We start from the raw sequence: 22782 nt of genomic DNA on the forward strand, positions 1-22782 counted from the left end.
GCGCCCCAGTTCGATCAGCTGGCGAGGACGTTTCGGAACTGCCACGGGTCGCTTTCGTCGATGTCTTCGGGAAAGTGCTGCCAACGGTCCTGAAGCGGGGTCCAATCGGTATAATGTGCTTCGACCGGGCCAAGGTAGGGCATCTGGATTTCCAGGCAGCGGGCGTGGTCGATCTCGTCGGTCTCGACAATGCCAGCATCGGGATTCTCCAGTGCCCAGACCATTCCAGCCAGCACGGCGGAGGTGACCTGCAAACCCGTGGCATTCTGGTCAGGGGCAAGGTCGCGGGTTTCCGCATTCGACAGACGGGAGCCATACCAGAGCGCGTTTTTCGCATGACCAAAAATGAGGACACCCAGTTCGTCCACGCCTTCGACAATTTCGTGTTCTGACAGGATGTGGTGGTCTGGTTGCTGGCGGCCGGCACCGAACATTTCGTGCAAAGACAGAACTGCGTCGTCGCAGGGATGATATGCGTAGTGGCAGGTCGGGCGATACTCCGGCGCGGGGCCGGACCCGACGGTATAGTAATCGGCGATACTGATCGCTTCATTATGGGTTACCAGATAGCCGAACTGCGGGCCGGGGGTCGGGCACCAGCTATGGACGCGGGTGATCGCGCCGGGGCGGTTCAGCCAGATTGCGGACTGAGACCCGGTGCTGTGACGACGGGCGTTCTCGGGAAACCATGTCTCATGTGTGCCCCAGCCCAATTCGGCAGGCTGGAACCCTTCGGCGATGAAACCTTCGACTGACCATGTATTGACGAATGTGTTGCGGGGACGCGGAGTGCGGCGGGCTTGAGTGTCCCGCTCGGCGATGTGAACGCCTTTGACGCCGAGGGATTGCATCAGGCGGGCCCATCCGGTGCGGTCCGACGGTATGTTCCCGGCAACTCCGATGTCCTGCGCCAACTTCAACAGAGCTGCCTTGACGAACCAGCTGACCATGCCAGGGTTCGCACCACAGCAGGATACTGCGGTGGTGCCACCGGGGTTCGCGGATTTCTCATCGCGGACCTTCTGACGCAGAGCGTAATTCGTACGTTGTGCGTTGTCTTCGGTGTCGAAATAAAAACCCGCCCAAGGTTCGACGACGGTGTCGATGTAGGGAACGCCGCGCGCCCGGCAGTGCTTCATCAGGTCAAGGCTGGACGTGTCGACCGAGAGATTGACGACGAAACCCGTGCCTGGGGTCATCACTTCGTCCAGAATGGCGCGATAGTTTTCGGGTGTCAGTGCGACCTGTCGGTACGGGATGCCACGGGCAGCAAGGTCGGCACAGGCTGCGTCCGATGGTTCGATCACAAGAAAACGGTCGGGGTCATAGTCGAAATGACGCTGGATCAGGGGGAGCGTGCCGCGCCCGATGGACCCGAAACCGATCATCACGACGGCACCGTCAATACGGGCGTGGACAGGGTAATCGGTCATAGTCAGGTCTCCGAACAGGCGAAAGGGCAGCCGCGCGCGGGAATGCATTGCCGGAGGGCGAAGGTCAATGTCTGGACGCGCATGCGAGGTTTGGGGGCAGCCTCAACAGAAAAGGACCGCCCCGAAGGAGCGGCCCTTTATAGAATAAAACGGGAAACCCCGGATCGGTGTCAGGGATGACGCGCCGGACGCGCGTCAGTTCTGAGCGTAGTATTCGATGACGAGGTTCGGTTCCATGACCACTGCGTAGGGCACATCGGACAGGCCGGGCGCGCGCACGAAAGTGGCGGTCATCTTTGAGTGGTCAGCCTCGATATAGTCGGGGACGTCACGCTCGGCCAACTGCGTGGCTTCCAGCAGCACGGCCAGCTGACGCGACTTTTCGCGGACGGCAATGACGTCGCCTTCCTTGACGCGATAGGACGCGATGTTGACGCGCTGACCGTTCACGGTGACGTGGCCGTGGTTCACGAACTGACGGGCGGCGAAGATAGTTGCCACGAACTTGGCGCGGTAGACGACGGCATCCAGACGACGCTCCAACAGACCGATGAGGTTTTCACCGGTATCGCCTTTGACGCGGGCGGCTTCGGCGAAGATACGCTTGAACTGCTTCTCGGTCAGGTCGCCGTAATAGCCCTTGAGCTTCTGCTTGGCGCGGAGCTGCAGGCCGAAATCCGACAGCTTGCCCTTGCGGCGCTGGCCGTGCTGGCCGGGGCCGTATTCGCGGCGGTTAACCGGCGACTTGGCGCGGCCCCAGATGTTTTCGCCCATGCGGCGGTCGATCTTGTACTTGGCAGACGTGCGTTTGGTCACGGCTGTTCTCCTTCTGAGTGCCCCCGACGGGGCGTGAAGGGCGTTGTCCTCTGGGCGATCTGCACCCTGACAGGGATCCCCTCGCGGGGGCCACCAACACCAATGGAAGTCGCCTGTTAGTCGCACCCCCGAAGGGTGTCAACGCTTGTTCAGCGCCTGCCGGTCAGCCGCTACATCAGATAACGTGGCGGCCCGTCATGGCGCAGGATCGCCAGTTCCGCCGCCGACAGGCAACGCCGCGCCGACGGACCATAAGCGGTGTTGTCGGTGTCGATGCCGGGCACGCGGTCCAGCAACTCCTCCATCTCGGCGGTATTAACGTGGGACAGGTCGGCCTCGCCGGGATGGAAACTTTCGGACCAGACACCGTTGGCGCGCAGCACCTGATGGTGTTGCGTCAGGACATGCAGATACGTGGCCTCGGTCGCGCTGTGATCGACCGCAACGCGGACGCCGTCGATCATGTCCTGCGCGCGGACCAGAACTTCGGCAGTATTCCAGAGCGCCTGCACCTTGCGCCCGGATATCAGCATCTGGTGGCCGGGCGACACCACGAGGTCGGTATCGTTGCCCATTGCACCGGCACGGATACGAACCGGGCGCAAACGGGGCATCGCGAACATTCGCGCGCCCGACACTCGGCGCAGTCCCATCCAAAGCACTTCCTGCGGGCCGTTGTCGCGGGTGTCGACACGGTCGCCTGGATACAGATCCTCGATTGCGCGGGGGCCGTCGGGCGTGTCGAGCAGGGTGCCTGCGGTAAAACAGATGGTTTTCTTTTCGGTCGGCGCATCCTGCACCGTGGGCGACTGCACGATGCGGAGATCGGCGTTGGCGGGCGGCAGACCATCCGAGAACAGAAGAAGCGTTTCACCGTTCGCGACCGGCACAACCTGAGCGGGCCATCGGGTCCGCCCGTCGGTCACGATCAGGGCGGCGGGATCCTCGTCGGGGTCCAGCAGACTGAGCGGAACGGCACTGCTGCCGCGTCCTCGGCTAAGTTTCGCTACCGTTCGCGGCACGCGCGCGCGCAGGTCCGCCTGACCTTCCGCACCATTGAGAAGCAGCGCCGCGCGAGCCCCGTCAAGGCGCAGGGGAGCACCGAACCACCGGAAATCGGAGCCGACCGGAAAAGGTGTGCGGGCGGACGGAAAATGCCCGTCCACCCGCGCCTGAACTGCGGAAATGACTTGTGCCCCTGCACATGCCCCCAACATGCCCGCCCCTTCGTTACCGTTTGTTTTTTATTGTTTTTTTCGGCCGCTGCCCGACCTGTGGCACAGTCATAGCGCATCTGCGAATCGCCCGTCAAACATTGATTGGAATATGATTCGTTTTTCTTGCAAAACTGTTCTGACTGACCGGCTTACGAGGGGCGGACAAACATCAGCGCACTGCGATCGAAGCCGTTGAAGTCCAGAACCTCCAGCGCCGCGCGCAAACGGTCCAACGGCAGGCCGGGGCTACGGTTCAGGATGCGCCCCCCGGTGCCGTCGGGCCGCACGATAATGGCCGTGCGATAGCCGGTGTCAGTCCAAAGTATCCAGTGTTGCGACGTCTGTCCCTGCATCTTGACGGACAGTCGCCCAAGGCCGGTAGTATCTGCCTGGCCGGTCGCAGGATCGCCGCCGTCGCAGGTTTCGGTAATCGCCGCGGACGTCGGGCTTCGCTGGTCATAACGGACACGAGCGTTGGCACAGGCGCGCCCATCCGGGAAGCGCGCGACCTCGTACCAATCTCCCTGAAACCGGGCGAGATCGAAATCGGCTTTCGATGCAATGAGGGCGTTTGGGTCACGAAAATTGCGTTCACCGGTTGGAGACAGTGTGGCCTCGCACCCGGCGAGCAGTAGCAGGAGGAATATCGCGCGCATGGCCAACCCTAGCGTGGCATCGGAATTTCGACCATCGGCAGCCCGGCCAATATGGCGCGCGCATTGGCGGCCATAAGTTGCCCCAACGCCCGGTCAGAGGTTCGCATCCCGCCGGTATAGGTGCCGTAGGCAGGCAGGATAAGGCGCATGTCGTCGCGCAGGAAACAAGGTCGAGATACCGCATGCCCCCGAACCCGCAATCTGGCCTTTGGATGATAATGCCCCGAGATTTCGGGGGACGTGCCATCAATCGCGATGTGCCGAAACGTCACCGGCCCGCAGGTCACGACATCCGCCGCGTGCCCGCCCAGCCCCGTCGGTGCCGGGTCGTGATTGCCGGTCACCCATGTCCAATCACGGCCCGCCGTCAGATTTGCGATCCAGTTCGCATGGTCGGGGTCGAGTGCGGTTACGGCGACCATATCATCGAAACTGTCGCCCAGGCAGATGACGGCGCGGGGCAGGGTCGCCGCGATATCGGCCTCCAGCCGGGTCAGCGTGTCCTGTACTTCGTAGGGCGGCAACAGGGCTCCGCCGCGCCGCGAAATGCGCTCGGATTTCCCGAGGTGCAGGTCACTGACGACCAGCAACTCCTCCGCAGGCCAGAACAGCGCACCCGAAGGGCGTGCGATCATCGCCTGACCGGCAAAGGTGAAGATGTGCCCGTTCTGCATGCGTTCCGGTGAATCACGCGCGGCGGCCCAATGCAAGCGCGTCAGTCGGGCGACAGCCCTGCATCGGACATCAAGCGCGCGGCTTCTTCCTGAATCAATCGGCTTTCGGCGCGGCCCTTGATCGGAACCTTGCCCATTTCCAGAAACAGCGGCGCGGCCAGCGGCGACACGCGGTCCAGAGCAATCTGGTCGATCCTGTCGCCGACGGTTTCCAGAAGCAACTCCACCCGTCCGAAGTCGATATGGCCGCGCATCGCCTCCTCCTCGGTGATCCGCAGCATCAGGTGGTCCGGGTCATAGCGGTGCAGCGTATCATACAGAATGTCGCTGCTGAATGTCGCCTGTCGCCCGCTGGACCGCTTGCCCGGAAAATTTCGGTCGATCAATCCAGCGATGATCGCAGCATTCCGAAATGCCCGTTTCATGACAGCATTGCCTTTCAGCCAGGATTCCAGCGCGGCGTGAACCCCGTCATTGTGCAGAAATGGCGCGACGTCGGGCACAGGTTTCAGGCCCCAGATCAACACGGCATAATCGGTTGCAACGAAGCCCAGCGGCTCCAGTCCCGCTTCTTCCATACCCTTGGTGACCAGAAGGGCCAGCGTCTGGTTCGCATTGCGCCCGCAAAACCCATAAAGGCAGATGTGGTGGCGGCCGTCGCGGGGAAATGTCTCGACCAACAGGCGACCGGGCTGCGGCATTTGCGACCTAGCGATCTGAAGATCAAGCCATTCGCGAGTGTGGTCCGGAAAGGCACTGAAATCTCCGGAGTGAAGGATGCGCTGGATACGGTCGGCCAGATGCACCGACGTCGACCATTTATACCCCATGAAGGTGGCGATGCGGGGTTCCCGATTGGGGTTCGGGCTGACCTCCACGATCAATTCACGCAGGCCCTCGAAGCGGACGACCTGACCGCCCATCAGGAAAGTATCGTTTTTGGACAGGGTGGCGGCAAAGCCTTCTTCGATTTCACCCAATGGTGCGCCGCCACGCCCGCGATAGCGCACCTTGAGCGTGTCCGTATCGATGATCGTACCGAGGTTCATTCGTATCTGTCGCGCCGCACGCGGATCGCGAAGACCCCAGACACCGGGTTCGCGTTCCTTGAGCCTTTGGTAGCGGTCATAGGCACGCAGGGCATATCCGCCCGTGGCCACGAAATTCACACAATCGTCAAACGTGGCGCGGGTCAGGGTGGAATAGGGGCCGACACTGCGAACTTCTGTATAAAGTGCGTCTTCGGAGAAATCGCCGGCACAGGCCACGCAGGCAATATGCTGACTCAACACGTCGAGCGGCCCGTCCAGTCGCAAATCGCCGTCCAATGTTCTGTCGCGGACCGCATCCAGCGCGGCGATGCATTCGACGACCTCGAAGCGATTTGCCGGGACAAGTCGAGCTTTGGAAGGAGAATTGTAGCGATGATTGGCGCGTCCGATACGCTGAACAAGGTTCTTCACCTTTTTCGGTGCCCCGATCTGGATCACCAGATCGACGTCGCCCCAATCAATCCCCAGGTCGAGACTGCCGGTCGCCACTATGGCTTTCAGCGTCCCTTCGACCATTGCCTGTTCAACCCGAATACGGGCTTCTTTCGATAGCGCGCCATGGTGAATGCCGATGGGCAGGTCATCATCGTTGGCAAGCCAGAGGTTGTGAAAGAAGATCTCGGCCTGAGCGCGGGTGTTGTGGAAAATCAGCGTCGTGTTGTGCTTTCGGACTTCGGCCAGCACGTCAGGAATGGCATATCGACCGCCCGCACCGGCCCAGGGAGGTGCATCTGTCGTTGGCAGGATCGCGATGTCGGGCGGCGGGCCGGGGTCGGCATGCAAAATGGGGCATGGGTCGGGGTGGCGTGCCAGATAATGTGCAATGACAGCGGGATCGTCGACTGTGGCAGAAAGCCCGATCCGGCGCAGGCCGGGGGCCAGCGTTTGCAGGCGCGACAGGCACAGCATCAACTGATCGCCACGCTTGCTGTCGGCCAAAGCGTGAATTTCGTCGACGATGATGCGCTTGAGGCCTTTAAATGTGCGACCGGCGTCAGGGTAGCTGATCATCAGTGCCAGACTTTCCGGTGTGGTCAGCAGGATATGTGGCGGGTCGGCACGCTGACGTTTGCGCTGGGTCTGGGGGGTGTCGCCGGTCCGGTCCTCTACCCGGATCGGAAACCCGGCTTCCTCGATAGGGGTGCGTAGATTGCGTTTGATGTCATTCGCCAGGGCTTTGAGCGGACTGACATAAAGCGTGTGCAGCCCTTCATGAGTACCATCTGCCAGTTCGATCAATGTTGGCAGGAAACCGGCCAGTGTCTTGCCGCCTCCGGTGGGCGCGATCAGCAAAAGCGACGGCGCGTCCGCGCGGGCCAGCATCTCAACCTGATGAGGATGCAGCGACCAGTTGCGGCTGGCGAAAAACCTGACGAGGGGGAGTGGCAGGGACATGCCCCTGCAGTCTAGCGCAGGCAAGGCGAAGGAAAAGGGCGGACCGGTACGGCCCGCCCTTGTTAACCCGCCGGTCGCGGAACAGCCTTGGGGGTTGCAATGGACCCGGCGAGTATGAGGAGCGCTTCAGGGCGCGGAGTTTTACTTGTGTTTACGGGACTTGTTCGGATCAGCGACTGCGGAGTTCTGCCCGATACAGATCGGCAATGCGCGTCGTGGCGGCGATTTCAAGATCAGCCATCCGAGCCGCTTCGGACCCTGACGGTGCGATGTCGCGGGTAACCTGGCTTTCGATCAGGATACGGGCTTGAGCTTCGAGCGCGGCTTCAAGTTCCGATTTGGTCATGTTGACGGCCGACGCTGTGATCATGGGATGTACCAGGTCCGCGTTGCATCCGGATGCCGCGCAGGCATCATACAAGGCAACGGCCAGCGAAGTATCAGTCTGCGCGACAAACTGGATGTCCTGTATATCAGCTGGCGTAAGGTCGGCATAGGCCGCCACGTTCGCACGCAGATCGCCCAAGACCACCGTGGCTGTCGCAAGAACTCCACCGATCACAGCGACAGGCAGGACAATTGCAGTCAGTCGCAGAATGCGTTTGAGTTCTGTCGTATTGCCCATGACGTTGTGCCCTTCGGTCGCCGCGGTTTTCACGCTTATTCGAAACAATTGTACTGGGAAAATCTGGCGAAAATCGGGCAAGCGCCAGATGGAGGACGCTCGCCTGTGTCAGGCGAGCGGTCTTGGATGTTCGGAAAACCTACCGGAGATAATGCAGTTTCGCAGTATACAGACGTGCGATGCGTGCGGCTGCCGTCAATTCCAGCTGTGCTGAAACCTTGCTTTCCGACCCGTCGGGTGACTTGTCGATCACGGCAAGATTTTCGACGATCGTACGCATCTGCGCCCACCGCCCGGAGTCGAGTTGATCCCGGTCCATAGTATCGGCGTAAGCCAGGATGAGAGGATGCAGATTATCAATGTCGCATCCGACAACCTCGCAAGCCTTGTTGATCGTCTCGACCATCGCATTTTGGGAAAATGCCGTCACTGCGATATTGGTCGTGGGAGCCGGTGCTTTACGGGATTGCGGCGCGATCAATGTCACGGCATTGGCCCCTGCGGTGATGAGGATAGCGGCCATCGTGAAGACGGCAATCGTTGCATGACTGTGCTTGCGCACCAAACTGAGTCCAGATTTTTTTGCTGTTTCTAACGACATCCTAGGCACCTCATCATTTCGAGTTATCATATCCGGGGCGAAACGCACCGTTTCCATAATTCGATCCTAGGTGATGATGCTGGCATGATTCTGTCAATTTGACTCAACCTTTGCGGAACCGCTCCTGCACAAGTGCAATCAATAAAAAGGGTATTGTTAACCAATTATTAACCATTAGTGTGCAATGTCGCCTTCCTCTACGAACAGGTTTGCCCAGGCGCGGTCGACCAGTTCCGGCGTCATGCGATAGGGAAGACCTTCGAAGTCGCAGGCCGCGATCATCTGGTCGATCAGGAAAATGCCGTGGAAGTTGGCGTAAACATTGTCAATTTCCGGGTATTTTTGTTTGAGAAGATGCACGAGTGCGGCTTCATCCAGCTCAAATTTCTTCTTCTTTGCTACCAGGGCGAAGATCTTGAGAAACTCCGCCTGAGTTGGCCCGTCGATCAGAACCTTGAAGAAAATACGACGTAGGGCAGCCATGTCGAAAATCTTGTTTGGGTGGAAATTTGTCGAAAATACGACAAGCGTATCGAAGGGCACCTCGAACTTTTCGCCAGACTGCAATGCGAGAATATCGTATCCCATTTCCATCGGAACGATCCAGCGGTTGACGATTTTCTGCGGCGGTTCGGCCTGGCGGCCTAGGTCGTCCACGATGAAAACGCCACCTGAGGATTTCAACTGCAAGCTGGCCTGATAGGTGCGCGCAACGGGATTATAGTTCAGATCCAGCATGTCCAGGGACAACTCACCCCCCGTCATCACGGTCGGGCGCTGGCACAGGATATATCTGCCGTCGACGCGGTTATTGACCTTGCGAAGCTCGCTCACATCGGCATCGACCACGATGGGGGTATGCACGATAGGGTCGTACAGGGTAATAACCTGACCTGCATATTCGATGGCATGCGGGATCCAGATATGATCGCCCATTGCGGCGCGGATGCCTTCGGCGATCGACGATTTGCCGTTGCCCGGCGGACCGTAAAGCAGAACAGATCGACCCGATCCCACGGCGGGGCCAAGCTGATCCAACAATCCTTCCGGCAGGATCAGATGACCCATCGACTTGGTCAGAAGGTCACGGGTCATGCGGATGTTCTTGATCGATTGCGCCTTGACCTGCATCTTGTAGGTTTCAAGTGGCACCGGCATCGGGCCGTAATATTCCGATTGGCTGAGAGCATCCATCGCGCGGGCCTTGCCCTGATCAGTGAGCTGGAATCCCATTTCGCCCGACGACCCGGCATGCATTGTGCCGGTCGCCTGCATCAGCCCCGCATCGCGGGCCTGATCGACCAACTGTTGCGTCAGGCCGGATGTCAGACACAGGGCGCTTGCAATTTCGCGGGTGGTTTCAAGCGATTTGCGGAACACCGTTTTCAAAAGAATGTCACGCAGCATCGTGTTCGTCAGGCCGGTATCGACCAGCGTGCGCGGCTGGACTGGGGCAGGAACACCTAATTCTATGGGGTCGGGGCGAATATTCATCTATCTGTCCTCTGCCTCTGGCCCGGTTTGACACGCAGGGCTTTAGAAATTCTGAAGGGCGATTGTCATTGCGTCGCGGCCAGTCCCAAATACGTCAGTTGCGTTGCTGCAAGCGTGATGCCCATCGGAAAATCCTTGGGTTCGGACCAGCTTTTCCAGCCGGGTGTCGCGGAGCGAACGGCGGGGATCATACGGATCAAGCGGTGCGCGACCCAGGTCACGACAAGCAGACCGGCAAACAGGATCATGACTTCGGCGATGTCACCAGCCGCCACGAAAGGTGCCATGGCAGCAGCAAATTTTGCATCGCCCGCGCCCAGTGCCCGGATCGTGCTGAGACCAAATCCGACTGCCAGGATGACGGCCAGATGCAGGTAGCGCCACAAGTATTCGGTGAACGGCATCAGGAAGATGCCCGACACGACGAATGTCACGAACAGGGCAAGCACCGCCTCGTTGCGGATCTTCATCTGAGTCAGGTCGGTATAGGCGACCCAGAGGCAAATCGGCAGGGAAAGAAGGCCGAACACAAGGCCCTGCAAGGGCGTCGCGGACAAAATGGTACTTGTTATATTTTCCATGACCTAGCTGTTTAATGCTTCCAGTGCACGCACCGCCGGTTCGAAATAGCGGGGGTGTGTATCGATGGCGTCTTCAAGCATGCTGCGCCCGATGTCTGTGTCACCCCGCTTGATCGCGGCAAGGGCACCGGTATGTAAAAGTTGCGCCCGTTCTTCCTGCGTCATCGGAACGATCGGCAGGGCGTAAACCCGGCGGGTGGCCCGCGCGAGAACGAGATTGTTCTTTGCCGTGAAAAGCTTGGGGTCATAAGTGATGGCTTCGGTGAACAGCCGTTCCGCCGCCTCACCATCACCGCGGGTCAACTTGGAATAACCCCAGTTGTTCAGCACACCCGCCGGCGTCGTCGTCAGACCTACGGCGGTCTCATAGAAACTGTCGGCCTTTGTCCATTGCTGATTGCTGTCGGCGACGACGGCTTCCAGCTTGTAGCGGTCAAAAGTCTCATGCGTCGGGGGTATGGTGTCGAGCACGATTTTGGCTGCGGCCCAGTCGGACGTCCGGATCAGCGCGTCGGCCAGGCTGACCATATCATCGTTATTGCTGTCATCGTGGTCGACGACCTTGCGCCAGGCCAGCACCGCTTCTGATTGCCGACCGCCGCGCACCAGCGAACGGGCGAGGCCGCGTTGATGCTCAATCTCATCTGGTTCGGCATCCACCTGACGTTGGAAATATGTGACCGCCTCGCCGGGGTCGGCGACCGTAAGCATGATCTGGCGAATGCTGTCGGCTTCGGCGGCGGCGGCATTGTTGACGGCACGGGTGACATCGCCTTGCCCCGTCTGGCCACAGGCCGACAGGATCGCGGCGCTCCCGAGGAGGAGAGCGAAAAAGACAGGGTGGCGCATTTTGCGTCCTTTGCTGCTCGATGCCTTCTTTTTCTTATGGAAACTGCTCGGGCGAATTCAGGCCGTAAATGCCATCATCCCCCCGCGTCAGCGTGAAGGCGTTATCTTGCGGTTGAGTGTAGCCGCTGTTTTCGATTTTTGCACCTGAGACACGCAGATTCTCCAGAATCTCCGGTGATGGTTGCAACGCGAACGCAGTTCGGAAGACGCGGTGTGCCTCACCCGTCTGTCCCAACTCCATCAGGACGACACCGAGATTATTCATCGCAGGCGCGTTCCGGGGTTCTTCGGCGACCGCTTCTCGCAGAAGACGTTCAGCCTGATTCAACCGGCCCAATCCTATATTGGCTTGTGCCATGGCAATTTTTATCTCGGTTGTCGGGCCCGCGCGTTGGCCTGCCGCCCGAATGTAGCTATTCAAGGCGAGTTCAGGTTCCCCCGCCGCCAACAGTCGGTCCCCGACGATCAGAGGATCGACGCCCCCCGGGCCGCGCATGAAACCTGGCGCTGTCAACGGATCATCTGCGACCGCCCCGCGTTCGGTGACACCGGCCTGGCAGGCGGACAGGGCCGCGACGGTCAGGAAAAGGAGCCAGCTGCGGCGCATCAGAATGCCTTAGTACCGCTCAACGCCTCGGCAATGCCGAACAGCGAAGGGCCGATAAGGATGATCAGAAGGGGAGGGACGCAGAACATCATCGTGCCAACGGTCAGCTTGGTCGGCAGGACGTTGGCTTTTTCTTCGGCCCGCATCACACGTTTGTCCCGCATCTCGCCCGCATAGACGCGCAGGGCATCGGCGATCGAGGTGCCGAAGCTCGCGGACTGGATCAGCACTGTGACGAAGCTGGTGATATCGTTGATATCACAGCGATCGGCCATTGCGCGCAGAACATCGGGCTTGTCCTTGCCGGCTTTCATTTCCTGGGCGACCATAAGGAACTCACCGGCAAGTGCTGGATACGAAGGTTCGATCTCGGTGGCCATGCGGATAATCGACTGGTCCAGCGACTGACCGGCTTCAACGCAGACCAACAGAAGGTCGAGCGCGTCGGGAAACCCGTCCTGGATTTCGCCCTGACGTTTGGCGACGCGCTTGTTCACCCAGTATTTCGGCGCATAGTACCCGACCACGCCGGGAATCATCGTATAGGCCATTTTGTTGACCATCGACATATCTGCGGCCAGAACCAGCGAATAGATCGCCCCAAGAACCAGCAACCCCAGACCCAGAAGCATCTGGGCGGCAGTCAACGTACGGACGGCGTCCTTGTGCGGGTAGCCCGCCCGGATCAGCATCGTTCGGGTCTTCGACATCTCTTCCTCGTCCTGCGGATCGAGGTATTGTGCGTATTTTGCCAGGTGTTCGTTGCGCGTGCCGTGACGCGACAGACGATTATCGCTGTCATCCTCCAGGATGATCCCCTTCCGCTCGCGGGCGATGCGGTCCATCGGCTCCTTCTTGCGGGTCAGGATCAGGGGCAGCATCATCAGTACAAGGACCAGCCCGGCTGCGCCCGCGACATATATCCAGGCGTCCGCGCCCAGAGCATCGGTCAGCATCGTGTTGATTGTTTCGAACATCGGTGTGCCTCAGACCTTGATATTGACCATCATGCGCATGAAGATCACGTTCACGATAAGGAACACGATCACCACGGCTGCGGCCGGGATGAAATAGGGGGTTCCGGAGACCTCGGAATAATAGTCGGGCTTCATGACATTGATGCCGACGGCGGCCAGAACCGGGAACGCCGACAGGAAGACGCCGGACCAACGCGCCTCGGCGGTGATTGCCTTGACCTTGCGGAACAGCTTGAACCGCGCGCGGACCACTTTCGACAGACCTTCGAGGATTTCCGCCAGGTTGCCGCCCGATTTCTGCTGAATGGCGACGGCCACGGCGAGGAAACGCAGGTCCTGCAACTCGACCCGTTCCGCCAGCGCGCGCAAAGCGTCGGGCACATCGCGTCCATATGCGGCTTCGTCCGCGATGAAGCCCATTTCAGAGCCCAACGGGTCGGCGACTTCCTTGGCGACGATCCCGATGGCGGAGTTCAGCGGATGACCGACACGCAACGACCGGACGATCAGTTCGATCGCATCGGGCAGTTGCTCTTCCATCAGGGCGAGACGTTTCTTGGCCTTGCCGTTAACCCAGAAATATACGCCGCCGATACCAATGAAAAGCGACAGCGGGATACGGATCGCGAGTGCCGCGCCTGTCAGGAAGGTCATCAGAAAGAAGGACATGAATACCATCAGAACCATGACGCCGATCAGCATGCCCGGCGTGAAGGCGAGGTTCGCTTTCTGCGCCTTTTCGGCCAGCAGAGAATACAGCGGAATGGATTTTGCCCCATCATGCTGCGACATTTCCTTGCGGAGCTGGGCCATCACCTCGTCGCGGGTCTGACCCTGCTCCAACAGGGCCAGGCGGCGATTGACGCGATTGTTCAGCTTGATCGACTTGCCGAAGATCAGCATGTAGATGCCGCCGATAGACAGGAAGACGGCACCGAAAATAGCCAGATAAATCAGTGGCTCAATGGACAGTTCCATATCAGCGGCTCCCTGCCGGTTCATAGATGGATGTGGGCAGGTCATAGCCCCAGGCCTTGAAGCGATCCGAATAATGGCTGCGGATGCCGGTGGCTGTGAAGCGACCGATGATCTTGCCATCCTGCTCCAGACCAAGACGCTCGTAACGGAACACTTCCTGAAGGGTGATGACCTCACCTTCCATGCCGGTCACCTCGGTGATCGAGACCATGCGGCGCGAACCGTCCTGCAGGCGTGAGGCCTGCACGATCAGGTTCACGGCCGATGAAATCTGGGCACGCACGGCTTTCAGCGGCATTTCGATACCGGCCATCGCGACCATATTTTCAAGACGCGAAATACCGTCGCGCGCGTTATTGGCGTGGATTGTCGTCATCGAACCGTCGTGGCCGGTGTTCATCGCCTGTAGCATGTCGATGACCTCCTCGCCCCGCGTCTCACCCACGATGATACGGTCGGGACGCATCCGCAGCGCATTGCGGAGACAGTCACGCTGGGTGACGGCCCCTTTGCCTTCGACGTTGGGCGGTCGGCTTTCCATCCGGCCGACGTGATCCTGCTGCAACTGAAGTTCGGCCGTATCCTCGATCGTCAGAACACGCTCGGCGTTTCCGATGAAGGACGACAGCGCGTTCAGCGTTGTCGTCTTGCCCGAACCGGTACCGCCCGACACGATCACGTTCAGGCGGCAAGCGACCGCAGCCTGTAGGTAGGTGGCCATTTCCTCGGTGAAGGCTCCGAACTTGACCAGGTCGTCAATCGCCAGCTTTTCCTTCTTGAACTTGCGGATCGAGACCAGCGATCCGTCGACAGCGACCGGCGGGACCATCGCGTTGAAACGCGACCCGTCCTTGAGGCGGGCGTCGACATAAGGATTGGATTCGTCGACACGACGGCCCACGGCGGACACGATCTTGTCGATGATCCGCATCAGGTGCTTTTCATCCTTGAAACGAATTTCGGATTTCTGCAGCTTTCCGTCGCGTTCGATGAAGATGCTGTGCGGACCATTGACCAGGATATCGTTGACAGTTTCGTCCTTGAGCAGCGGCTCGAGCGGGCCGAGACCCATGACTTCGTCGAACAATTCCGAGTTCAGGATATCGCGGTCTTCACGGCCCAGTACGATACCCAACTCGTTGAGCTCTTCATTGGTGATCGAGACGATCTCGCCGCGCAGAGCGGTCGGATCGGCCTTTTCGATCGCACCAAGGTTCAGGTTGTCGAGCAACCTGTGGTGCATTTCGGTCTTCAACTCCTCGATACGTTCGCGGCGTTTCATATCCCTGTCGGCGGGCGCGGGTGCGGCGGCCTTCGGCTTCGGGGCCGGTGCTGCCTTCGGCGCAGCGGTCGGCCTGGCCTCAGAAACAGAAATGGCGCCCGTGGGAGCGGCTTTGGGGCCGTCGGCAGGGCCTCCAATGGGCTTGGCCCCTTCGATCTGCGGTTTCTTGTAACGTGAGAACATCTGTCGCTTCCTTGCGTATTCAGCCGAACTTCAAGCCGAAAATCGCTTTTTTGGCAGGTTTCTGAGCACCTTGCGGGACCCCGGACTGGATGGCCTTCCGCGCTTCCAAGAGGCTCCCGGCCAGCTTGCCGAGTTCCTTGGCAAGCGGATTGCGGGCGGCAAGGGTGGAGATCGGCGCGGCCTGATCGTTGACTTCGGTCACCTGCTTGCCGCCATCGGGCAGCACGGCGTGAAATTTGACGCCAAGGCTGTCGGCCATCTTGTCGACGCGTCCGCGACCGGACATGTCCATTTTTCCCGGAGCCCGATTCAGTAGATAGGTCAGTTTTTCGATCGGCAGCCCTTCGGCTTGCAGAAGTTTGTGAAACCGCATGGCATTCTGGGCCGATCGCACTTCCAGGCTACAGACCAGGAAATAGATATCCGACAGGCTGAAAACTGTGTCCGTCCAACCGGTTACAGTAATTGGCATGTCGATGATGACGATGTCGAAACAGGTCCGTGCAAGGGTAAGCAGGCCGGTCACATCTTCCGGGCCGATCAGATCCAAAGGCAGGATCTCGGCAGGGGCCGTGAACACACTGACCTTGTCCTTGTAGTGACCAAGGGCCTGCCTGAAGGCCTGTTCGTCCATTGCCGAGATATCGGACAGGACTTCGTAGATCATCGCCTTGCGCGGAAGGTCGAGATATGTGGCGACCGACCCGAACTGCAGTCCCAGGTCGATCACGCAGATCGTCGGGCCGCCGTCCTTGACGACATTCGCCAGTTCCCAGGCGAGATTCACGGCAACGGTCGTCGCGCCGTCGCCGCCAGATGCGGACTGGACTGCGAAGATCGCGCCCTCCGGCTTCACGCCACCGCCAGTGGTGGCGGGCAGGTTCATACTGGGGGTCGGCAGTTGCGGTTGCGCGTCGACCATGTCGGCGCCTGCGCGTTTGAGCATTTCGGTGTTGTCCGCGCCGCCCTGGGTGCGAATGCGCGAAACCGCATCAGACAAGGCAGCTTCTGGCAGAGGGTAGGGCGCGAAATCGTCGGCTCCGGCGCGCAGCAGTTCGTGCAGGGCCATCGGCCCCAGACCGTCTGCCACCAGAATAACCTTCAGTCCGCTGCGCTTGCCCTGGCGGATCACATCCGCAATCTGGGGCAGGCGCGCCTCGTCATCCTTGTCGACCGCAAGTACGATGAATTCCAGTTTGCGGGCATCGTCCTGTCGCAGGAACGCTGCCGCTTCGGCAAAATCGAGGTCGCCCCAGGCTTCGCCCAGTTCGGTTTCCATGTCCTCGATAAGAAGATCAAATTCCTGCACGTCACGGGACACGGTGACCGCGCGAAGCGGCTCGGGTTCGGGTAGCAGGGCAAGATTGCTCGCCATCGGACATCACCACACTGTTATCGGCGCCCCTTTGGGGCAGATCTTGAGCGGGGACAGCCGAAAATCTGTCGGCCCGCACGCGGAGGTTACCTCCGTGAGCCCTGAATGACGGGCAATTCAGGCAACAATTGGACCGAAAATATGAAATTATCGGAAACACGGGCACCAAACTGTGATCTATCCGACGCCATTTCGAACGAAACTTGACGGAAAAAGGCCCCACGTTTCCGCAGGGCCCTGTTGGTACGTTCATGATCTGGAATTCGAAGTCAGCCGCCTCCGCCGGAATTGCCGGCGCTCTGACCAGCTCCGGCCGGTGCTGCCGCACTCGTGGCGACCGAAGATGCGGATGCCTGTCCTGCGGCCCCTCCGACATAGCGACGATAGACGATCTGACCGTATTTTCCGTCAAGCACCAACGGATGGTCACCCACGAAGCCGGCAACTTCGGTAACGGCCCGGCGGTTCGCACGTTCCCGCGATTGGGTCGGCACAAGCGGACGGGTCTCGCCGAAGCTTACCAAAGCTTCCAGCCTGTTGAGAGAGACACCGCGCGACGCCAGGTAGGCCACGGCGGCCTTCGCGCGAGCGAGGCCCAGTCGCTTGTTATAGCCGTTCGAACCGACCTTGTCGGTATGGCCGTAGACACTGAACCGCACCTCGGGGAAAGTGCTAATGAACGCTGCCTGCTGGTCTAGGACGGCTCGTGCCGTTGCGTCCAGCGCCGAGGAGTTGAAGGCAAAATTTATCGTCGTCGGGACTTCGGCTGCGAACCGCGTGCCCAGATGGCTGAGCGCGGGCGCTTCGCCATTCATGACAAGCATGTTCTGCATCGTGGAATCGCCGAAGGCACCTTCGTCGATTTCGGATCCTGCGGGACGGTTGTACTGTGTGCCGGTGCAGGCCGAAAGCGCCGTAAGGCCGAGGCCTCCGATCACGAAGCGGCGGGAGAGGGACAGTCTGTTCATCATCTCACTCCAACACATAACCGTAATTGCCCGAAAAGTCCTGCGCTGCGGCCCCGTTTCCACGGCTGGACGCATTCGTGTTCGTCTGGCTGCCGGTCACCCGGCCATAGAGGAACAGCTCGTTCTCGGTCGGGGGACGGATGCGGTCGGTCGGGACGGCCAGGGTTGCACCCGAAGTCGGCTGCACCAGATGGGCGGTAACGATGATGACCAGTTCCGTCTGATTGCGCTGATACCTGGCGGACCTGAACAGCGCACCCAGTATTGGAATATCTCCAAGGAAGGGTACTTGGGTTTTGCTGTCGGAGAAATCGTCCTGCAGAATCCCAGCAATTGCAAAGCTCTGTCCGTCTCGAAGCTCGACCGTAGTTGACGCCCGCCTGTTGCTGAGTGCGGGCACCTCCGCGCCGTTCCCGAGCGCGACCGTCTCGGAGAAATCAACCGAAGACACCTCGGTGTTGAGAACGAGGTTAATGATGTCACTATCGACGACAGTTGGCGTGAAATCGAGAGTGACGCCGAACGGCTTGAACTCAACACCGACATTGCCGTCATCGTCGATCGTCGGGATTGGGAACTCGCCTCCGGCCAGAAAACTAGCAGTCTGTCCCGACAGAGCGGTAAGATTCGGCTCCGAGAGTGTGCGTACGGCCCCTTGGGTTTCCAGCGCTTCGAGGAGAACGTTGAAACCGAGGCTATTTGTTCCGAAGCTCAACTGCATAGTCCCGGCATTTGAATCAAGACTGGTATTGCCCGTGAAACCACCTGCTGGCTGGCCGCCAGCGTTGAGATCGGTACCAGAGATGCCGACCGACGCGCTCAGCTGCTTGCCTAAATTCCGCGACATCTCGGCGAAGCGGACCTTCAACTGCACCTGCTGAGTGCCCCCCACATTCATAAGGTTCAATGTCCGTCCCGGGGCATAGCGTTCGGCAATCTCCATCGCCTGGTCTACCTTCTGCACCGAGGAAACAGTCCCGGACAGGACGATCCCATCATTTGCGGTGCGGACTTCGATACGTTCGCGCGGCAGCAGCTCTCGCAGCCGTTCCTTGAATTCGGCGATATCGGGGGTGACCTGCACCTCGACGTTGGTGATCAGACGTCCGTCCGCCCCCAGAAGGGTCAGCGTCGTCCGGCCGGGCAGTTTGCCCAGCACATAAACCGTGCGTTCAGACAGCGTTGCAATATCTGCGATCAGCGGGTTGGCGACGGAGAGTTCCGCAAAGGGGACGTCCGACTCCAGCACGATGGCGCGGTTCAGTGGAACCCGGAGCGCGGTCTGCGTCCGGCCCTGACTGATCTGTAAAGTCTGTGCATAGGCATCTGCGACGGGGGAACCGGAAATCAGCACCCCGAGCATCGCTGCCCGAAGAATCGTACGAAAATTCATTGTGACCTGCCTCTCTGATCACTCTGCTCAAACGGATCTTGCGTCCGCATCCCGACAACGATGTCAGATGGGCGGAATTTTGCAACGTATCTGGGGGAATGCGGTGCCAAGACGGACCTTTTGGACACAGTTGGCCTCTTTTTCGACACATTTCAGCATGTTATGCAGGCGCTTTCGTGTAGGGAACCCCGCGCGGAGGGCGATTTCCACGCGGGGCTCTGTTGCGTCGTCATGGCGGAGCCGGTGCGATTTCCGGTCAGCCCTCTCTGGGACAGGGGATCGGGATCAGCACCATTTCGGCACCTTTACGGGTTCGGACGGTGCAGGTGCGCTGCCGCTCGACCACGGCCTCTTCTTCCTTTGGACCCAGGATTTCCGCAAGCGTCGCCTCGACAGTCTGCGACTCCGTCTCGTCGCGCACGCCGACCAGGGCCAGTGTCAACCGCCCGGTGGCCTGCGCCTGCGCCAGCTTGGCGACGACGGCGGGGGTGACCTCGACCGTGATGTTACGCGCGATGCTGGGGCTGTTGCGTTCCTCGTCCGTCTGCTGATCGATGGCGATAAGCGGCAGGTTGGCGTGGATAAGGCGGGTCACGCCGCCCTGATTGCCGCCGCCCGTCCAATAGACGTCGACCCGGTCGCCGGGGCGCAAAAAGCCCGAAACGCCGCTGTTCACGTCGACCTGAAGAGTAAAGGCCCGCATGCCCGGTGTCAGCGCGGCGGCAAGTCCCGCATCTTCGCCCGGCTGCGTGACCTTGACCAGAAGAACCGGTTCATCACGCTCCATGACGCGGAGAATCGTGCGGGAACCGCTTTCGCCTGGCGGGAATATGGCTTCCATCGTCTCGAACGTGCCGGCGGGGATGGCATCCGCAGGCCAGGACACGGCGCGAACATCGTCGGGCCTCAGGGTATCGCCATAGCGCAGCTGGCGCTTGACGACATAGACATCCTTGACCGGAATGATGGCCTGCTGAGTCTGGGCCAGGGCATTCTTGTATTGGCTGAACCGCCCCTTGGCGGTGTTGACTGCAAACCCGGCCAGGCCGAGGCCCACCAGAAGCAGAAGTCCGAAGATGACGCGCATCGATCTTTTCCTTGTATAATATCCGCCACTTGCGTCGGCCGGGCGATCGTTTCCGTTCTGGCGTTGGAATACGGCAATACAATGGACGCGATTGGGTCATCGCATGGCTGGCCTAAGGAATAGTGAACAACGAAAAACGCCCCGGACGTGGTGCCCGGGGCGTTTGATGTCAGAACCGCCCTTTCGGTCGGTCTATTCAGGAATTATGCCGGGTCTTCAGCAGGCTCTTCAGGAAGGCCAAAGGGATTGGTGAGCGGATCGGTTTCGGTCAACGTATCGCTGATGTTAGTCGACAGATCCTGGATACCGCCGGAGACGACGCCCATGACGGCGAGGCCCAGGCCGACCAGAGCGGCGGTCAGCACAACCCAGTCAACCGTCACGGCACCGGATTCGTCGTTCTTGAAGGTGTTGATGGCATTCAGCATTGGTTCGTTCCTTGTAAGGTTCTTCAGGTTTCACATCGTCGGGCCGTCTCGCCCTTTCGATGAGTCGGTTCTGCAGGTAAAACGGGGCGGGAATGAGACACCTTCGGGACAAGTCAGGGGAAATGTGCGGGTCAAACAATGGTGGTATTTTTGTAACCAATTGATTTATATATACATGACGGATTGTGCAAAGTTGATCTTGCATTTTGCACATTGCCGGAAAACCAATGACTTGGGATTGGACTCAAGGATTTATACGAATTTGACGTGAATCTTCCTTACGGCAGATTCTGCCTTGGAGTGCCCGCCTTCACGGACGTGGCCAGGCACATTGGTCCTATCGCGGTGAAGGGACCGCATGCTCCAGTCACGTCCTGCAAACCGATCCGCGGATCTCATGAGATCGGAAAAGAGTAGGGGCCGCGCCTGCCAGCACGACCCCCTGTCCCTCGGCTCTTGGTACCGATGGAATGTCGTGGCGTTTCCCTCATTGTCCGGTCCGCCTGCCAACGGATCGGTGGGGACTTGCTCGATTGCCACGGTCCTTGCCCGGATGTTCCGGTGCTTGTTATTGATCCATGCCGGGGCGGTCTGCCGTCGCCCGCGTCATAAGATGTGATCGGTATGTCGGGCAATTGAGGCGAGATCGTGTCGCATTTCGTTCAAAGTGGGGACAATGGCGTATTTACGCTCTTTTTAGCGATGCCAGACGACAACAGCAGGGCCGGGGCGTGTTATTCCGGTGTTGCTGGACGTCCAACGATGACCTGCGCGCGGCAATTGTCACAGCGCGGGCACGATTTCATGCAGGTGCAATGACAGGCGGGGCACAAAGATGGCAGGATGCCCGCAATAACAACGACACAACGGTCGGGCAGTCCAGACATGAAACCGATGATCTCCCTCGCTCTCGTGGGTGCGCTCTTTCTTGCGCTGCCGGCGACGCAGGCGAACGCCCAGTTCACGTTCAAACGCGTGCGCCCGCCCGAGGCTGGGGCTACGAATCGCATCAATATCCAGATCGAGCAGGAGACGTTCGACGCCCAGTCTGCCCCGCGCCCCGACAGGCCGCAGGACCCGGACGTAGCGGTTGCGCGTACGACCCCGTCAAATCCGCAAGTCGGGCGCGGCGACCCGCAGACCTGGTTCTGGTCTGCCATATCGCCCACCATCGCGCCGACGCCGGGCCGTTTTCTCAAGGCAGCAGAGGTAGCTGCCCGCCCCCCGGACGGCAGTGGCATCCTTGCCCCGTCGCTTGCGCAGCTTCAGGCTATCGCCAAGCTGCATGGTCCCGAAATCCTGGCACGCTCGGTCGGAACACGGGTGTCGCCCGCGCTGGTGCTGGCGCTGATCTCGGTTGAATCGGGTGGTCGGGTCACCGCGGTATCCAACAAGGGCGCGACCGGGCTGATGCAATTGATACCCGCTACCGCTGAACGGTTCGGCATTACCGATGCCAGGGATCCGGCTCAGAACATCCGCGCGGGTGTCGCCTATCTGGATTGGCTGATGGAGGAGTTCGGGAACGATCCGGTCCTCGCGCTGGCCGGTTACAATGCCGGCGAGGGGGCCGTGCGCCGCCACGAAGGCGTGCCGCCCTTTAACGAAACCCGCGCCTATGTACCCAGGGTGCTGGCTGCCTGGAACGTCGCGCGCATGATGTGCAGCACGCCGCCGGAATTGCCCGGTGACGGGTGCGTTTTCAATCCGACACTCACCGGATCCTGATCCGTATCGCACCGTTGGGGTCCCATCCTATTCGATGACGTCGGCCCAGTCCGGATGCCGCTGTGCCTGCGCCTTGACGAAGGGGCAGAGCGCGATCACCCGCATCCCCTCGCTGCGCATGTCGGCAACCATCCGTTCAGCCAGCGCCAGCCCGACACCCTGTCCGCGAAACGCATCCGGCACCCCGGTGTGGTCGACGATTATCTTCGCCGTTCGCAGCCGCGAATAGGTCATCTCGGCCTCGGCATCGTCCGCGCGATAGACCCAGCGCCCGCCGCTTTCGCCGTCTTCGCGGGTGATCCTGTCGTCGCTCGTCGTTTGATTCATCGTCCCGGCACCGTTATGTCATGGGCTTCGCGCCCCGTTCTAAAACTCTGCGGTAG

At 60.1% G+C, this 22782-nt stretch carries 22 protein-coding genes; 1 reads left to right on the top strand and 21 read right to left on the bottom strand.

All coding sequences use genetic code 11. The features are described 5' to 3' along the window. Positions 1-14 precede the first annotated feature (14 nt). From BMY38_RS06225 to BMY38_RS06320, 20 genes are all read right to left on the bottom strand, one after another. A complete protein-coding gene (locus tag BMY38_RS06225; RefSeq protein WP_092761277.1) occupies positions 15-1433 on the bottom strand; it encodes a homospermidine synthase in 1419 nt (472 codons plus the stop codon). A gap of 195 nt (positions 1434-1628) precedes the next feature. After that, positions 1629-2249, bottom strand: coding sequence for a 30S ribosomal protein S4 (rpsD, locus tag BMY38_RS06230; RefSeq protein WP_092760731.1), 621 nt, complete (start codon positions 2247-2249; stop codon positions 1629-1631). A gap of 170 nt (positions 2250-2419) precedes the next feature. Beyond that, positions 2420-3466: a Hint domain-containing protein gene (locus tag BMY38_RS06235; protein WP_092760733.1), complete on the bottom strand. Its 1047-nt coding sequence runs from the start codon at positions 3464-3466 to the stop codon at positions 2420-2422. A 149-nt stretch (positions 3467-3615) separates the two neighbouring features. Beyond that, positions 3616-4122 (bottom strand): lipocalin family protein, encoded by a 507-nt coding sequence (locus tag BMY38_RS06240; RefSeq protein ID WP_092760735.1) that lies wholly within the window; start codon positions 4120-4122, stop codon positions 3616-3618. A gap of 8 nt (positions 4123-4130) precedes the next feature. Then, on the bottom strand, positions 4131-4796 hold the full coding sequence (pdeM, locus tag BMY38_RS06245; protein ID WP_092760737.1) for a ligase-associated DNA damage response endonuclease PdeM: 666 nt from the start codon (positions 4794-4796) through the stop codon (positions 4131-4133). A 41-nt stretch (positions 4797-4837) separates the two neighbouring features. Continuing rightward, the gene (locus BMY38_RS06250) at positions 4838-7243 is read right to left on the bottom strand and encodes a ligase-associated DNA damage response DEXH box helicase (RefSeq protein ID WP_092760739.1); all 2406 of its coding nucleotides are present in this window, start codon (positions 7241-7243) and stop codon (positions 4838-4840) included. A 169-nt stretch (positions 7244-7412) separates the two neighbouring features. Then, positions 7413-7868, bottom strand: coding sequence for a hypothetical protein (locus tag BMY38_RS06255; protein ID WP_139204666.1), 456 nt, complete (start codon positions 7866-7868; stop codon positions 7413-7415). A gap of 139 nt (positions 7869-8007) precedes the next feature. Beyond that, positions 8008-8526 carry a hypothetical protein gene (locus BMY38_RS06260; RefSeq protein ID WP_139204667.1) on the bottom strand — a complete coding sequence of 173 codons (519 nt, stop codon included), beginning with the start codon at positions 8524-8526 and terminating at the stop codon, positions 8008-8010. Positions 8527-8643: 117 nt separating this feature from the next. Further along, positions 8644-9963, bottom strand: coding sequence for a DUF8689 domain-containing protein (locus BMY38_RS06265; RefSeq protein WP_092760745.1), 1320 nt, complete (start codon positions 9961-9963; stop codon positions 8644-8646). Positions 9964-10028: 65 nt separating this feature from the next. After that, positions 10029-10544, bottom strand: coding sequence for a prepilin peptidase (locus tag BMY38_RS06270; RefSeq protein WP_092760747.1), 516 nt, complete (start codon positions 10542-10544; stop codon positions 10029-10031). A gap of 3 nt (positions 10545-10547) precedes the next feature. After that, entirely contained in the window at positions 10548-11393 is an 846-nt protein-coding gene (locus BMY38_RS06275) for a tetratricopeptide repeat protein (protein ID WP_092760749.1), read from the bottom strand. A 34-nt stretch (positions 11394-11427) separates the two neighbouring features. Next, on the bottom strand, positions 11428-12000 hold the full coding sequence (locus BMY38_RS06280; protein WP_092760751.1) for a tetratricopeptide repeat protein: 573 nt from the start codon (positions 11998-12000) through the stop codon (positions 11428-11430). After that, positions 12000-12977 (bottom strand): type II secretion system F family protein, encoded by a 978-nt coding sequence (locus BMY38_RS06285; protein ID WP_092760753.1) that lies wholly within the window; start codon positions 12975-12977, stop codon positions 12000-12002. Before BMY38_RS06285 ends, BMY38_RS06280 begins: the two co-directional genes overlap by 1 nt. A 9-nt stretch (positions 12978-12986) precedes the next feature. Then, on the bottom strand, positions 12987-13955 hold the full coding sequence (locus BMY38_RS06290; RefSeq protein WP_092760755.1) for a type II secretion system F family protein: 969 nt from the start codon (positions 13953-13955) through the stop codon (positions 12987-12989). 1 nt (position 13956) lies between these two features. Beyond that, positions 13957-15420, bottom strand: a complete 1464-nt coding sequence (locus BMY38_RS06295) for a TadA family conjugal transfer-associated ATPase (protein WP_092760757.1) — start codon at positions 15418-15420, stop codon at positions 13957-13959. 19 nt (positions 15421-15439) lie between these two features. Beyond that, on the bottom strand, positions 15440-16795 hold the full coding sequence (locus BMY38_RS06300; protein WP_245737510.1) for a CpaE/TadZ family protein: 1356 nt from the start codon (positions 16793-16795) through the stop codon (positions 15440-15442). A gap of 269 nt (positions 16796-17064) precedes the next feature. After that, positions 17065-17763: an OmpA family protein gene (locus BMY38_RS06305; protein ID WP_092761279.1), complete on the bottom strand. Its 699-nt coding sequence runs from the start codon at positions 17761-17763 to the stop codon at positions 17065-17067. Between the two features lie 4 nt (positions 17764-17767). Continuing rightward, positions 17768-19156, bottom strand: a complete 1389-nt coding sequence (locus tag BMY38_RS06310) for a type II and III secretion system protein family protein (protein ID WP_092760759.1) — start codon at positions 19154-19156, stop codon at positions 17768-17770. Positions 19157-19412: 256 nt separating this feature from the next. Then, positions 19413-20243 carry a Flp pilus assembly protein CpaB gene (gene cpaB / locus BMY38_RS06315; protein ID WP_092760761.1) on the bottom strand — a complete coding sequence of 277 codons (831 nt, stop codon included), beginning with the start codon at positions 20241-20243 and terminating at the stop codon, positions 19413-19415. A 203-nt stretch (positions 20244-20446) separates the two neighbouring features. Continuing rightward, positions 20447-20671, bottom strand: a complete 225-nt coding sequence (locus BMY38_RS06320; RefSeq protein ID WP_092760763.1) for a Flp family type IVb pilin — start codon at positions 20669-20671, stop codon at positions 20447-20449. 885 nt (positions 20672-21556) lie between these two features. Between BMY38_RS06320 and BMY38_RS06325 the strand changes: the two genes are divergently transcribed. Beyond that, a complete protein-coding gene (locus BMY38_RS06325; protein ID WP_092760765.1) occupies positions 21557-22399 on the top strand; it encodes a lytic transglycosylase domain-containing protein in 843 nt (280 codons plus the stop codon). A 27-nt stretch (positions 22400-22426) separates the two neighbouring features. Here BMY38_RS06325 and BMY38_RS06330 read toward each other — a convergent pair whose 3' ends face one another. Beyond that, complete coding sequence (locus BMY38_RS06330) at positions 22427-22726, bottom strand: GNAT family N-acetyltransferase (protein WP_092760767.1); 300 nt, start codon at positions 22724-22726, stop codon at positions 22427-22429. Between the last annotated feature and the right edge of the window lie 56 nt (positions 22727-22782).

Source organism: Jannaschia helgolandensis (genome assembly GCF_900109285.1).
Classification (GTDB): Bacteria; Pseudomonadota; Alphaproteobacteria; order Rhodobacterales; family Rhodobacteraceae; genus Jannaschia; species Jannaschia helgolandensis.